The sequence below is a fragment of the Salibacterium qingdaonense genome, assembly GCF_900114715.1.
GTDB classification, from domain to species: Bacteria; Bacillota; Bacilli; order Bacillales; family Marinococcaceae; genus Salibacterium; species Salibacterium qingdaonense.
In genome coordinates this window covers 69,831-82,751 of sequence record NZ_FOTY01000002.1, presented here as the reverse complement: position 1 = coordinate 82,751, position 12,921 = coordinate 69,831, and the positions used below count along the sequence as shown (strand labels likewise).

At 46.2% G+C, this 12,921-nt stretch carries 13 protein-coding genes; 5 read left to right on the top strand and 8 right to left on the bottom strand.

Annotated features, from left to right (window positions below; translation table 11 throughout):
* Positions 1–101 precede the first annotated feature (101 nt).
* The 3 genes from ptsG to fabI form a co-directional block, all read right to left on the bottom strand.
* Positions 102–2,162, bottom strand: a complete 2,061-nt coding sequence (gene ptsG, locus BM058_RS02005) for a glucose-specific PTS transporter subunit IIBC (RefSeq protein ID WP_090925369.1) — start codon at positions 2,160–2,162, stop codon at positions 102–104.
* A 170-nt stretch (positions 2,163–2,332) separates the two neighbouring features.
* On the bottom strand, positions 2,333–3,166 hold the full coding sequence (glcT, locus tag BM058_RS02000; protein ID WP_090925368.1) for a glucose PTS transporter transcription antiterminator GlcT: 834 nt from the start codon (positions 3,164–3,166) through the stop codon (positions 2,333–2,335).
* A 113-nt stretch (positions 3,167–3,279) separates the two neighbouring features.
* Positions 3,280–4,062: an enoyl-ACP reductase FabI gene (gene fabI / locus BM058_RS01995; protein WP_090925367.1), complete on the bottom strand. Its 783-nt coding sequence runs from the start codon at positions 4,060–4,062 to the stop codon at positions 3,280–3,282.
* A 100-nt stretch (positions 4,063–4,162) separates the two neighbouring features.
* Here fabI and prpE point away from each other — a divergent pair, with 100 nt between their 5' ends.
* A complete protein-coding gene (gene prpE / locus BM058_RS01990) occupies positions 4,163–4,915 on the top strand; it encodes a bis(5'-nucleosyl)-tetraphosphatase PrpE (RefSeq protein ID WP_090925366.1) in 753 nt (250 codons plus the stop codon).
* On the opposite strand, the gene BM058_RS01985 is transcribed toward prpE, so the two are convergent.
* The 4 genes from BM058_RS01985 to BM058_RS01970 are packed head-to-tail and all read right to left on the bottom strand — an operon-like array spanning position 4,910 to position 7,668.
* Positions 4,910–5,797 (bottom strand): RluA family pseudouridine synthase, encoded by an 888-nt coding sequence (locus BM058_RS01985; RefSeq protein ID WP_177195389.1) that lies wholly within the window; start codon positions 5,795–5,797, stop codon positions 4,910–4,912. The genes prpE and BM058_RS01985 overlap by 6 nt on opposite strands.
* 4 nt (positions 5,798–5,801) lie before the next feature.
* Positions 5,802–6,605: an NAD kinase gene (locus BM058_RS01980; protein WP_090925364.1), complete on the bottom strand. Its 804-nt coding sequence runs from the start codon at positions 6,603–6,605 to the stop codon at positions 5,802–5,804.
* Positions 6,606–6,627: 22 nt separating this feature from the next.
* Positions 6,628–7,257 carry a GTP pyrophosphokinase gene (locus tag BM058_RS01975; protein WP_090925577.1) on the bottom strand — a complete coding sequence of 210 codons (630 nt, stop codon included), beginning with the start codon at positions 7,255–7,257 and terminating at the stop codon, positions 6,628–6,630.
* A 30-nt stretch (positions 7,258–7,287) separates the two neighbouring features.
* A complete protein-coding gene (locus BM058_RS01970; RefSeq protein ID WP_090925363.1) occupies positions 7,288–7,668 on the bottom strand; it encodes a UPF0738 family protein in 381 nt (126 codons plus the stop codon).
* Positions 7,669–7,857: 189 nt separating this feature from the next.
* Between BM058_RS01970 and BM058_RS01965 the strand changes: the two genes are divergently transcribed.
* The 4 genes from BM058_RS01965 (at position 7,858) to BM058_RS01950 (ending at position 10,779) form a co-directional block, all read left to right on the top strand.
* A complete protein-coding gene (locus BM058_RS01965) occupies positions 7,858–8,463 on the top strand; it encodes a CYTH domain-containing protein (RefSeq protein WP_177195388.1) in 606 nt (201 codons plus the stop codon).
* Between the two features lie 66 nt (positions 8,464–8,529).
* Positions 8,530–9,186, top strand: coding sequence for a lytic transglycosylase domain-containing protein (locus BM058_RS18715; protein WP_281244659.1), 657 nt, complete (start codon positions 8,530–8,532; stop codon positions 9,184–9,186).
* A gap of 264 nt (positions 9,187–9,450) precedes the next feature.
* Positions 9,451–9,834: a globin domain-containing protein gene (locus BM058_RS01955; protein ID WP_090925361.1), complete on the top strand. Its 384-nt coding sequence runs from the start codon at positions 9,451–9,453 to the stop codon at positions 9,832–9,834.
* A 21-nt stretch (positions 9,835–9,855) separates the two neighbouring features.
* Positions 9,856–10,779: a ClpXP adapter SpxH family protein gene (locus tag BM058_RS01950; protein WP_090925360.1), complete on the top strand. Its 924-nt coding sequence runs from the start codon at positions 9,856–9,858 to the stop codon at positions 10,777–10,779.
* 317 nt (positions 10,780–11,096) lie between these two features.
* On the opposite strand, the gene pepF is transcribed toward BM058_RS01950, so the two are convergent.
* The gene (pepF, locus tag BM058_RS01940; protein WP_090925358.1) at positions 11,097–12,914 is read right to left on the bottom strand and encodes an oligoendopeptidase F; all 1,818 of its coding nucleotides are present in this window, start codon (positions 12,912–12,914) and stop codon (positions 11,097–11,099) included.
* Between the last annotated feature and the right edge of the window lie 7 nt (positions 12,915–12,921).

The following is a 12,921-nucleotide window of genomic DNA, read 5'->3' as shown; positions in this document are numbered from 1 at the left end:
TCAAGGAAGATTGAGATATGCCTCTCACCATAGCTGTATGCACAGGGAAGGCTTTTGTTCAAGATTCATCCGGAATCAAACATATGCCCATGTTTTGTTTTTTATTTTACTTCCGCTGTCTGTTTCTCTCCCTTTTTCATATAGCCCTTCGTTTCCATATGAATGCTTTGACCCTCAGATAGATTGGTGAAGACAATCGGTGTGATGGTTGAAGCTGCATTTTCTTCAATCTTTTGAAGATCGGCAGTCACAAGAGCCTGTCCCTGCTTGACTTCATCTCCTTCTTCTACATGCACATCGAATCCTTCCCCTTTCATGTTGACGGTATCAAGCCCGATATGAACGAGGATTTCAAGACCTTCTGCTGTCTTTATACCGACAGCGTGTTTTGTCGGAAACACATTGTGAATCGTACCATCGACCGGGGAGACAAACTCTCCGTTTTCCGGCTTCACGGCGAAACCGTCTCCCATCATTTTTCCTGAGAATACATCATCCGGCACGTCTTCCATGTTCACAATTTCACCGTCCGCGATACCACCTATTACAATAGAGGAATCTTCCCCAATCTGCACGGCAGGCTCAGCTTCTTTTTGCGGATCGAGTTCAGGTGATTCGTCGGTTGGGGCAGCAGGAGCACGGCCTTCGATAATATCCTGCATTTGTGATTTCAGCGCGTCGGACTGTGTGCCGAAGATAGCCTGCACATTATTGCCGACTTCCATCACCCCGGATGCTCCAAGTTTTTGCAGTCGTTTTTTGTCGACACTGCTTTTGTCGTTAACGGTAATACGGAGTCTTGTAATGCAGGCATCAAGATGATCCAGGTTCTCTTTACCGCCAAAAGCTTCAAGTACATTATACGGCAGCTCGCCGGCGCTTGAAGAACCGGATTGTTGGTCATTCTCATCTTCGTCATCATCTTCACGTCCCGGTGTCATTAAGTTGAACTTCGTAATCGCAAACCGGAAGATAACGTAATACACAACAAAGAGGATCAATCCGACCCAGATTACGTGCCACCACGGTGTAGTGTTCGGTATAATACCGAACAGGAAGAAGTCGATGACACCGCCGGAGAACGTCTGACCGATTTTAACGTCCAGCAGGTGCATCGCCACAAACGAAAATCCTGCCAAAATCGCGTGGATTCCAAAAAGAACCGGCGCGACGAATAGAAAGCTGAACGAAAGCGGCTCTGTAATTCCTGTCAAAAACGATGTCAAAGCAGCTGATCCCATGATACCTGCTACATATTTTTTCTTGGCTGCTTTTGCACAGTGATAAATCGCAAGCGCAGCACCCGGAAGGCCAAACATCATGAACGGAAAACGTCCTACCATAAACGTGCCCGCTGTAAATTCTTCCACTCCGTCTTGATACTGTGCAAAGAAGATCTGCTGGTCTCCAGTAATGGTTTGACCCGCTTCATTAACGTACGATCCAAATTCATACCAGAACGGGTTATAAAACACATGGTGCAGCCCAAACGGTATCAAAGCCCGTTCAATGACACCGAAAATGAAAACGGAAATCGTCGTATTCGATTCAGTTACGACATGGGACATGTTGTTCAAGAAACCCTGGACCGGCGGCCATACAACTGTTAATGCCGCCCCTATAATCAAACCTCCAAATGCCGTAGCAATCGGTACAAATCGCTTTCCTGCAAAGAATCCCAGGTACTGAGGCAATTGAATATTATAATAGCGGTTGTACATGAACGCACCAAGTATTCCGGCAATGATACCACCGAATACCCCCGTCTGCAGCGTCGGTACACCGAGTATTTCGGCAAAAGCCGGATTATCCGATGCCATTTCCGGAGTTACCTCTTCAATGACTCCCATCGTCACATTGATGATGAAAAAGCCGATAAGAGCGGCAAGACCGGCAACACCGTCCCCATTGGCAAGACCGATGGCCACCCCGACAGCGAACAAGACAGCAAGGTTGTCAAAAACGACTCCACCCGCATCCATCATCAATTGTGAAATGAAAACAAATATTTCAGATTCGAGAAACGGCATGATGGCAATCATGTTGTCTTCCTGCATTGCCGTCCCGATGGCAAGCATTAATCCAGCGGCTGGCAGCAGCGCTACTGGAAGCATCAAGGACCGGCCGATACGTTGAAGCAGGCCGAACGCTTTTTTCCACATTGTATTTCCTCCCTTTTTGTTTGAAACAGCAGCATAAAAAAAGGCATGAGAGACAGGCGGTGCGTTTCACTGGACCCGGGAACGATACACGTATCCCCGATCTTCAAGAAACGAACCAGCCACTTCTCTCATGCCTGCTTGACCAGTCACACGGAAATGATTGGATAGATTTATTTATGTTTTCTTGAAAGCCTTTGCAAATGAAGTGTTAAATACACAACTTCACTTTCCGGTACAGGCGTCTTCAATGCTTGCTGCATCATTTTTATCAACTTCCATGAAAGATTGTAGCACAGGGGGTATTCGTATTTCAATACATTTTTTAATGAATCCGGTTCGTCCCCGTAGTCCTCTTTCTGAATACGCTCCAATGTCTGGTGGAGATGGCGTAGAAGCCGCTGATGATCCAGATTTTTCGTATTCATGGAAACCTGCAGTGTCTCTTCAATACGTTCTACAAGTCCGGAAACAAGCCTTGTATGTTCATTCAATTCCTGCAGCGGGCGCTGGGTCAATGCCGTATGAATGTGGAGCGCGACAAAACCAATCTCACCTTCGGGCATCGAGATCCCGGTACACGTTTCAAGATGAAACAACAAGTCTCTCGCTGCTTGGTATTCCGCCGGATAGGCAAGTTCTGTCTCCTGTAGAAACGGATTTCGTATTTCCATGCCCTGTTTTATCCGGTGCACCGCATAGTACAGATGATCGGTCAATGCAACGTGAATATGTTCGTTCAGCTGGACCTGGAAACGATTTTCAAGCATCGTCATGCAATCGTTCATACAGCCGATAAATGATTCATCCACTTCAATCAAAAGCTGTTTATATTGTTCCTGTTCCTTCTCGTTTTTCAGAACAAAGAACTTTTCAGCACCACTTTCATCCACAGGGTCTCCTTCTTTTTTTCCGAACCCTATCCCCTTTCCCGTTAAAATGACTTCATCGAGTTCGGAATGAAGGGCGATGACAACATTATTATTTAGTACTTTTTTCACTTCCATAAACCAACCCCATCTCCAATCTTACTCAGTCCATCATCTTACCTGCGTTTTCTGACATCGTCAACAAAAAAACGGCTCACCCGATGGATGAGCCGGCGGTTCTCTTTTACGGTTTATAAACCGACCTTGTTGTACCCAGCGTCGACATGAATGGTTTCTCCTGTAATACCCCGGGCAAGGTCACTCATTAAAAAGAGAGCGGTGTCTCCTACTTCTTCCTGGGTAACGAGCCTGTTTAATGGAGCTTTTTCCTCCATTTCCTGCAGAACATCGTTAAAGCCGCCGATGCCTTTGGCAGAAAGGGTGCGGATAGGCCCGGCGGAAATGGCATTGACGCGGATGCTCTCTTTGCCCAGATCGTTGGCAAGATACTGAACACTTGCGTCAAGAGAGGCTTTAGCCACTCCCATCACATTATAGTTCTTTACAATCCGTTCTCCTCCGAGATACGTCATCGTAACGATGGACCCGCCTTCTTTCATCAAGTCCAGATCCCGGATCACTTTGGCCACCGCCGTCAATGAATAGGAACTGATGCTGTGAGCCAGCATAAAACCATCGCGGGTCGTATTCAGATAATCCCCGTCCAGCTCTTCCTTATTGGCAAAGGCAATGCAGTGCGCAAGACCGTCAATGTGACCCACCTTGTCTTTAATATCCTGAAATGTTTTTTCAATCTCAGCATCATCTGTTATATCACAGGGGAGAACAATCGTTTCTTCCTGGTCGAGCGAATCAGCGAGCTGTCTCACATTTTTCTCCATTCTCTCCCCGGCATATGTAAATATGAGTTTCGCGCCGGCTTTGGAAAGGCTTTGCGAGATTCCCCAGGCAATACTTCGTTTATTCGCCACCCCCATGATGACGTATGTTTTTCCTTCGAGTGAAAGATTCATTACTATTCGCTCCTTTTGGGCTGGTTGAATGGTTTGATCTTAACATAGTGTTACGATATATTATAGCATTGTTCCATCAGGGAAAAAAGGAGGCCCCGAATTGGAGACATTCGATTTCATCGGTGATGTGCATGGCTGTTATAAGGAACTGACGGCCTGGTTTCACAAAGCCGGTTATAAAAAGAACGGAGACAGTTACCTGCACCCGGATGGACGGATCCCTGTATTCATAGGGGACCTGACCGACCGCGGACCTGATTCTGCAGGCGTTATTCAACTTGTGGCTGCAATGGTGGAGAAAGGAGCCGCGCTCTATATTCCAGGTAATCATTGTGATAAGCTGTACCGCTATATGCTGGGGCGCCCTGTGCAGATCACCGGAGGGATGGACACTACCATTGAAGAACTGAATGCCCTCTCTTTGGAAACATCGAAAAGCATTCAAAACAAGTTCATCCATCTATTCAAGGACGCCCCGCTTTACCTTCCGTTGGACCAGGAGCGCATCGTTGCGGCTCATGCCGGTATTTTGGAAAAATATATCGGCCAAAGCGGGAAAAGCGTCAAAACATTTGTTCTTTACGGAGACATCACCGGGGAGAAAAAGGAGGACGGCACACCGGTAAGACGGGACTGGGCCGCTCATTATAACGGAAAACGCCTGATTGTATACGGACACACTCCTGTTCCGGAGCCGCGGAAATTAAATAATACCGTCAACATAGACACCGGATGTGTATTTGGCGGGCATTTAACAGGGCTGCATTATCCTGAAATGACATATACCCAGGTGTTGTCGAGCATGCCCTACATTCCTGAAAAATTTCGCATGTTTCCTGACATTCCACTATAGTATATTCTCCATATCTTCCGGCAAATCAGCTTCAATCGTCTGCCATTTTTCTGTCACGGGGTGAAAAATACAAAGACGGGAGGCGTGCAGTGCATGGCGTTCAACGTCTCTGCCTTTCATTCCGTATAGATCGTCCCCAACAATCGGATGACCCACATAAGCGCTGTGCACCCGGATTTGATGGGTCCTTCCGGAATAAAGAGTAAAACGAACCATGGAGCGGCCGTGCTTTCTTTTTACTACCTGAAAACCGGTCTTTGCTCTTTTTCCATGTGTGGACACATGCTGCTTCACGATACTGTCAGGTCTTCGTTCCATCGGTGCATGGATAACACCCTCTGAAGGGTACCATATTCCGTCTGTGATGCCGATGTACTGTTTCATACCGCTGTATGTATCAAAAAAGGCAGCCAGCCGCTGATGGGCATAACGATGTTTGGCAATGGTTACAATACCGCTTGTCTCCCGGTCCAATCTTGAGACAGCATGAAAAGAAGCTCGTATATCGTACTTTTCGTAATAATAACGCACCGCTCCCGCAAGCGTTTCTGCTTCTCTGCCCCGGCCGGGCAGCGTAGGCAGACCTGGGGGCTTATTTACTATCAGCAGATGACTGTCTTCAAACAGGATATCAAGCGGCAGATGGCAGGCTGGAATTCCTTCCGGAAAAGGCATTCCCGGCAGATACACACAAAGCAGATCTTTGTACGTGACTCCATCTTTCCCCGAAGCCCGCTTATTATTTAGTATGATTTCCCCGTCTCTTTTCAGCACTTTCCACGTGCTTCCCGACATTTTTTTGTTCTGTCTCAGGTAGGTTTTCACGGATCTACCGTCTGCTTCCTGCGGGATCGACCATTCCAGCTTGTGGAAGTCTTCCATCCCGTTACTCCCCATCTCCAATAAATGATTCTTTCACACGCTTCCAGAAAGGAAAAGGTCTGAACCTGGCAAATCTGACATTTTCTTCGGCCACCCGGCATTGTATCGATTTAATGGATCGGTCGACCATAGACATATGATCCACGGTTATCTGCATCTCCACATCATTTAATGGATTCAGCAGACAGGTATGGTGCTGGGGAAGGATTAAAGGAGAGCCGATGGTACGATACACCCGGTTGTTGATAGAAGCCATTTCCGTGAGCTGCATGGAAGGCAGCGAAGGATGAAGAATACCGCCTCCCAGTGCTTTATTATAGGCTGTGCTTCCGGAAGGGGTGGAAATGCAGAGACCATCTCCTCTGAATGTTTCAAATGGTTCCCCTTTAATGTCAATGTCACAGACGAGAGAACCTTCAAGTGTCTTCACCGTACACTCATTCAACGCGAGATAGCGGTCAGGATTATCGGAGTCATAGTGGCGTACCACCACTTCCAGAAGAGGGTATTCCACCACCTGAAACGGCGTTTTCGCAATATGAATAACAAGTTTTTCGACTTCTTCCGGCTGCCAGTCAGCATAAAATCCGAGATGCCCCGTGTGAATACCGACAAAACAGGTGTCATCCAACCGTTCATGATAACTGTGGAAAGCCTCTAAAAGCGTACCGTCCCCCCCGACACTGATTACCACATCCGGCTGTTCGATATCTTCGGTCAGCCCATGTTCTTCCAGGCTCGATGTAATATCTTTTTTCAGTGTGTCCGATACGTCATCTCCCCGGGATGTCACCGCAAAATGCATGATACTGCCTCCCCTTTGAGTTTCGTTAGTTTGAAGAGTTTTCCCGGTTTTTTATAATAATCTGCTGGGCATCCCGGACTTCCCCTTTGATTTTCGACATTTCTTCGTCCAACTGGAACGCCGCTTCCGCTGCACGCTGCAGACGTTCCTTTATTTCATCTGGTATCTCCCCGCTGTATTTATAATTCAGGGAATGTTCAATCGTAGCCCAGAAATTCATAGCCATCGTTCTTACCTGCAGTTCCACAAGCACACTTTTTTCACCATCTATAGTATGCACCGAATATTCAATGACCATATGATAAGAACGGTAACCGCTCTCTTTTTTCCTCTTGATATAGTCTCTTTCTTCCACCACTTTAAAATCGGATCTGGAGCGTATTAGTTCAACTATCGTATCAATATCATTTACGAACTGGCATACAATACGCACGCCGGCGATATCCTGCATCTCCCTGCCGATCCGGTCCAGCGGGATATTTTTCCGCTGTGCTTTTTCCAGAATACTTGTCACCGGCTTTACCCGGCCGGTCACAAATTCAATCGGCGTATGTTTGGAAGAGAGCTGATACTGCTCCCGCAGTCCTTTTAATTTCACTTTCAATTCCTCTACCGCCTGCACGTAAGGCGTTAAAAACGTGTCCCAGTTACTGATAACAAGCACCACCTTGTTTTATGCATCATTCTACTCCAGCTTGAATGCGTCTTCTACAGCTTCAACCATTGTATTTCCGTAATTACCGTTTCCCGGAACATTATCAAGAATAAACGAAAGCTCTCCCGGAAAAAGCGGCAGTTCAAGAAGTTCCGGGCCTTTCACCCAGACCTTCAAATTCTCTTCATATGCTTTTTTTAAAGATGGCCAGACCTGTTTTGGGAGACGCAGCTGCACAAAAGAGTCCGGCCCTTCAAGGGTATATACGAACGCGAGGGCATCCGAGTCTGCCAGCATACGCCCGCCATCTTCAAGCTCCACCCATTCTGACTGCGGCCATTCTTCTATTGGAATGAGATATACCGCATCTTCTCTGTATTCTGTTTCCGTCACTGTTAGTACATGTTCCATTAGTCGTCCACCTCATTTCGCCTATCTGTTCCTTATTTTATCACATCTGTACCCTTCTTTAGAAAAGCTCATCCTTCAGGGTACTGTGGTGCTGCGCACTACATTTTCCAAACGATATGATACCATATAGAAAGCTGGTACGTCTTTAAAATCAAGGGAAACATGAAAGAAAGGATGAAGGGAATCATTATGAGCAGCGAAACGGAAATTGAAAAGAAAAATCTGCTGACAAAAGAGGAATTCGAGCAGTTGTGCGATAGGTTTAACGTAAACGAGGACCAATTTTCCCGGCAGGCTAATACGTATTTTGATACAGAGCAGGGAGCAATCAGAGAAGAAGGAGCCGCTCTTCGAATAAGGAAGAAGAACAAAGATATGGTTCTTACCCTGAAACAGCCGGCAGAAGAAGGTCTGCTTGAAACAAATCAACCCCTGTCAGCAGACGAAACAGAGGCAGTAATGGCCGGCCGGATGTTTCCTGAAGGGGAAGTGAAAAAAGCGTTGACTGAATCGCTGCATATCGATCCGGAAAATCTTAAACAACTTGGAACACTGGAAACGACGCGCGCACAATTCCCATTTAAAACAGGAGTATTGTTTCTCGATCACAGTACATATCTGGATGTAGAGGATTTTGAGATCGAAATCGAGGGAACGTCGGAAAAAGAAGTGGAGAGTTTACTTGATGAACTATTAAAAGAAGAGAAAATCCCCGAACGCAGCACACCAAACAAAATAAAGCGCTTTTTTCAACGAAAACAGGAATTAAACGATTTTGACGAACACAGAAGCTGATTGTATTTCGGGGAAAGTTCTGCTATATTTTGAGTAACAGTCCTACTTTAGTGAGGTGACCGTCAGTTGAGGATAGATATCCTTTTACAGGCACTTGGACAGAGGAACAGTCTTTCCGGCGGCTATAAAAATCAGAGCCCTTCAGCAGCTTCTTCCATATTTTCTTCGTTCCAGTCGTACCTGGAACAGGAAATGAACGGGTATTCTCCGGCATCTGCCTCTGTGGATGCTTCTACATCGAAAAGCAGTGGACTTTTTCTAAATCCGGAAGCTCAGAGCAGATACAATGCAGCTGCGCCCGTTCATCATACGGCATCTTCAACAGCTTCCCCCTCTTTTTCCGGTGATTACGACAGCATGATTCAAAACAGTGCAGAAAGGCATAACGTCGATCCGGATTTAGTCCGGGCTGTCATTCAACAGGAATCCAGCTTTGATTCTAATGCGCGAAGTCACGCCGGAGCAATGGGGCTGATGCAGCTCATGCCGGGAACCGCCAACTATTTGAACGTTTCTGATCCTTACAACCCGGCACAGAACATTGAAGGCGGTACGAAATACTTAAAACAGATGCTTGATAAATACGACGGGGATAAGTCTCTGGCACTGGCCGCTTATAATGCAGGCCCGGGCAATGTCGATCAGCATAACGGTATCCCGCCTTTTTCGGAAACTCAGTCTTACGTTCCATCCGTATTAAGTAAATATAATAATATGGCATAACTGGTAACGGGTCCGGATGGATTCGTTACTTTTTTTGGTTCGGTCATATTGTTTGCTGTCATGTAACAGCATTGCTACAATGTAAAATAAGAAACACAGAGGTATGAAGCTGTTATATGCCCTGTACAGCCGGTTCCTTTGCCCCATAACAATGCTTTGATGTACCGGCATTTTTCATAACGAACCGTTTTTCTTGCAATCCTGTTCTATAATCGTTATCTTAAACAAAGTATACAGTCACTCAGATTACACTCGAGGTGAACCATGAAACAACAGGAAAGTCTTTACGAAGCAATTGGGGGAAAGCCTGTTTTAGACCGTCTTGTTGAGACTTTTTACAGTAATGTAAAAAGTCATCCGGATCTTATCCCCATTTTTCCGGAAGACCTCACCGAAACGGCACGGAAACAGAAACAGTTTCTTACCCAGTTTCTGGGAGGTCCGAGGCGTTATACGGAAGAGCACGGCCATCCAATGCTTCGAGCCAGACACCTCCCATTTACTATTACTAAAAAAAGAGCCTCAGCATGGCTGTCCTGTATGGAAGATGCCATGGACGAAATAGAGCTGGAGGGGCCCGCTCGGGAAGAAATGATGCAGCGCCTGACGATGACGGCCCGAAACATGATAAACACACCAGAAGATTAACAGAGAAAGGAGTCCGGACCAGTGAATCAAAAAGATAATCAGCTAAACTGCGATGAACAGCTGGGAATCTGCGGTCTTTCTCCTGAAGAAAGTGCTACATTGGAACCGAAGACCTCCAAAAAGCTGGAGCTCTATGTATTTGTTGACCCTTTGTGCCCTGATTGCTGGGCGTTCGAACCCACATTGAAAAAATTAATGCTCGAATACAGCCATTATTTTTCCATGCGTTTTTTTGTCGCGGCTCATTTGGACGCGTGGAACACATCAGACAAAAACGAATCAACAACCCATAAAAATATGGCCGAACGATATGAACAGACAGCGGCCAATACCGGGATGCCCTGTGATGGTGACGTTTGGCTGGAAAACCCAGTTAATTCCCCCTATGCCCCCTCGATTGCGGTAAAAGCCGCTGAAATGCAGGGACGACAGCTCGGAACGGTGTTTTTCAGACGGCTTCGTGAAATGCTGTTTCTGGATAAAAGAAACATCGCTGATGAGTCGGTGTTAATCGAATGCGCAGACCTTGTCGGGCTTGATGTGGAAGAGTTTAAAAAAGACATTCATTCCGACTGCGCCATCAACGCTCTGCAGTGTGACGTGAAGACAACAAAAGAAATGGAGGTCGACAGCACACCCACTTTTCTATTCTTTAACGACTGTGTAGAAGACGGCGGAGTCAAAGTACCCGGATTGTATTCCTTCGATGTGTATGTGGAAATCATGAAAGAAATGCTCGGGGAAACACCGGTTCCAAAAGAAAGAATCAGCCTGGAAGCTTTTATGGATCAACACAAGCTGGCTGCCACAAAAGAAGTCGCCGTTGTATATGACTGGAGCGAGCGTACAGCCAAAGCGAAACTGAATGAACTTGCCCTTCAGCAGAAGATTGAGCAGGTACCGGTTAAACACGGGACGTTTTGGAGAGTTATCCGTTCTTCCTGACCCTGGATCATAATAATTTCTTTCTCTCCATATGATGGTAGTAATCAACAGGGAGAAAGGAGACTCCGAGGTTGAAAAAAGGTATAATCGGTCTTGTCAGTATTTTCACCAGCTTCTGTCTCTTTACTCTCGGCTTAATGAATTTATTTCCTATACTGGTCGGAATAATACTTTTATATTTATCTATTTTTTTCTCTGTATTCTGCTTTAATGAGCGCCGCCGCTTTAAGGGCATGCGCATGAAACGATAGACGCTGTGCTTTTATCTAAAAAAGAGGAGCTTTCCCTTTAGTCAAGGGGGCTCCTCTTTTTTAGATTTATATTTCTTCAAGCAGTTTCTCCATTTCCGACAAAGTGTCTTCAAAAAGTTTCATCGCTTCTTCCACCGGAGCAGAAGATGTCATATCAACACCTGCCTGCTTCAAAAGGTTGATTGGATAATCGGAACTTCCGGATTGAAGAAAGGCGAGGTACCGGTCAACACCAGGCTGTCCTTCTTCCAGCAGCTGCCTGGACAAGGCTGCCGCTGCACTGTATCCTGTCGCATACTGATACACGTAAAAATTCATGTAGAAATGAGGGATGCGGGCCCATTCCAGCGCAATATCATCATCCACTGTCATGTCCTCGCCGAAGTATTTTTCATTCAAAGCGTAATATTCCTTTTCCAGAACATCCGGTGTGAGTGGTTCCCCGGCTGCTGCTTTTTCATGAATAAGCTGTTCAAATTCTGCAAACATGGTCTGGCGGAACACGGTTCCCCGGAAACCTTCCAGGAAGTGATTCAACAAATACAGCCGCTCTCTTTTGTTTTCCGTCGTTTTCAACAGATAATCGTTAAGGAGTGCTTCATTGACGGTAGATGCCACTTCCGCGACAAAAATCGTATAATCGGCGTAACGTACAGGTTGCTCCCGGTGGCTGAAATAACTGTGCATCGAGTGTCCCAGTTCATGGGCAAGCGTAAACATGTTATTTACGTCATCCTGCCAGTTCATCAGAATGTATGGTTTGGTTCCATATGCTCCCGAAGAATAAGCCCCGCTGCGCTTTCCTTCATTTTCATACACATCAATCCAGCGGCTTTGAAAGCCTTCTGCGACTTTATTTACATATTCATCTCCAAGTGGTTCAACCGCCTTCAATATCTTCTCCTGTGCATCTTCATACGTAACGTTCATGTCGACGTCTTTGACAAGCGGTGTATACAAGTCATAATTATGAATCTCATCAAGCTCGAGAATCTGTTTCCGCAGTCGTACATAACGATGCAGCAGATGGAGATGATTATTCACCGTGTCCACCAATTGATCATAGACTACTTCCGGAATGTGATTGGAACTCAAGGCCGCCTGTCTTGCCGACTCATAGTTACGTACACCGGCTGTGAACAGATGCTTTTTCACTTCACCACCAAGTGTACTGGCAAATGTATTTCTGTATTTGGCGTACGTATCATATACAGCTTTAAACGCATCTCTACGCACTCTCCGGTCGTCACTTTCCAGAAACCGCAGAATACGTCCATGTGTCACCTGCACTTCTTCTCCCTGCTCATCTTTCACAGTAGGAAATGAGAGATCCGCATTGTTAAGCATGCCGAATGTATTTCCTGGAGAGGCTGTGACTTCAGAGGCCTGAGCCATCATGGATTCTTCCGATTCATTCAATACGTGGGGCCGCTCTTCATTAATTTCTTCGAGAGCCTGTTTATAAAAAGCCAGCCCTTCATGTTCACGTAGGAAAGAAGTAATCGTTTCTTCCGGGATGGAGAGTATTTCCGGGGTGACAAAAGCAAGCGCCTGGCCTAGTTTGGCTGCCAGACTGGATGCCCGGTCCTCCAGCCCTTGATAATAAGAGTTACCGGTGTCCTGGTCCGCTCTCATGTGGGCATAGGAAAACAGTCTGCCGAACCTGGCACCCAGCTCATCTTCTGTTTTCAGACACTGATACAAATTTTCCGCTGACTCCCCAAGTGTACCTTTGAAAGCCTCCATTGCAGGAATATATGTTTTCACTGCTTCAAATTCCTGCTCCCATTCGTCGTCGGAAGCAAATATATCCTCGAGATCCCAGGTCCATTCTTTCGGTACTTCTTCTCGTTTTGGCAATGATTTCGTTTCCTGAGTACTCATTTCAACA

What these genes read in the sequence shown, in the direction of transcription:
- pepF (WP_090925358.1), bottom strand. Translation starts at nt 12,914, where the DNA reads ATGAGTACTCAGGAAACGAAATCATTGCCAAAACGAGAAGAAGTACCG.
- fabI (WP_090925367.1), bottom strand. Translation starts at nt 4,062, where the DNA reads ATGAATCTTTCACTCGAAGGAAAAACATACGTCATCATGGGGGTGGCG.
- BM058_RS01985 (WP_177195389.1), bottom strand. Translation starts at nt 5,797, where the DNA reads ATGGAAGACTTCCACAAGCTGGAATGGTCGATCCCGCAGGAAGCAGAC.
- ptsG (WP_090925369.1), bottom strand. Translation starts at nt 2,162, where the DNA reads ATGTGGAAAAAAGCGTTCGGCCTGCTTCAACGTATCGGCCGGTCCTTG.
- BM058_RS01965 (WP_177195388.1), top strand. Translation starts at nt 7,858, where the DNA reads ATGAGCAGCGAAACGGAAATTGAAAAGAAAAATCTGCTGACAAAAGAG.
- BM058_RS01970 (WP_090925363.1), bottom strand. Translation starts at nt 7,668, where the DNA reads ATGGAACATGTACTAACAGTGACGGAAACAGAATACAGAGAAGATGCG.
- BM058_RS01955 (WP_090925361.1), top strand. Translation starts at nt 9,451, where the DNA reads ATGAAACAACAGGAAAGTCTTTACGAAGCAATTGGGGGAAAGCCTGTT.
- glcT (WP_090925368.1), bottom strand. Translation starts at nt 3,166, where the DNA reads ATGGAAGTGAAAAAAGTACTAAATAATAATGTTGTCATCGCCCTTCAT.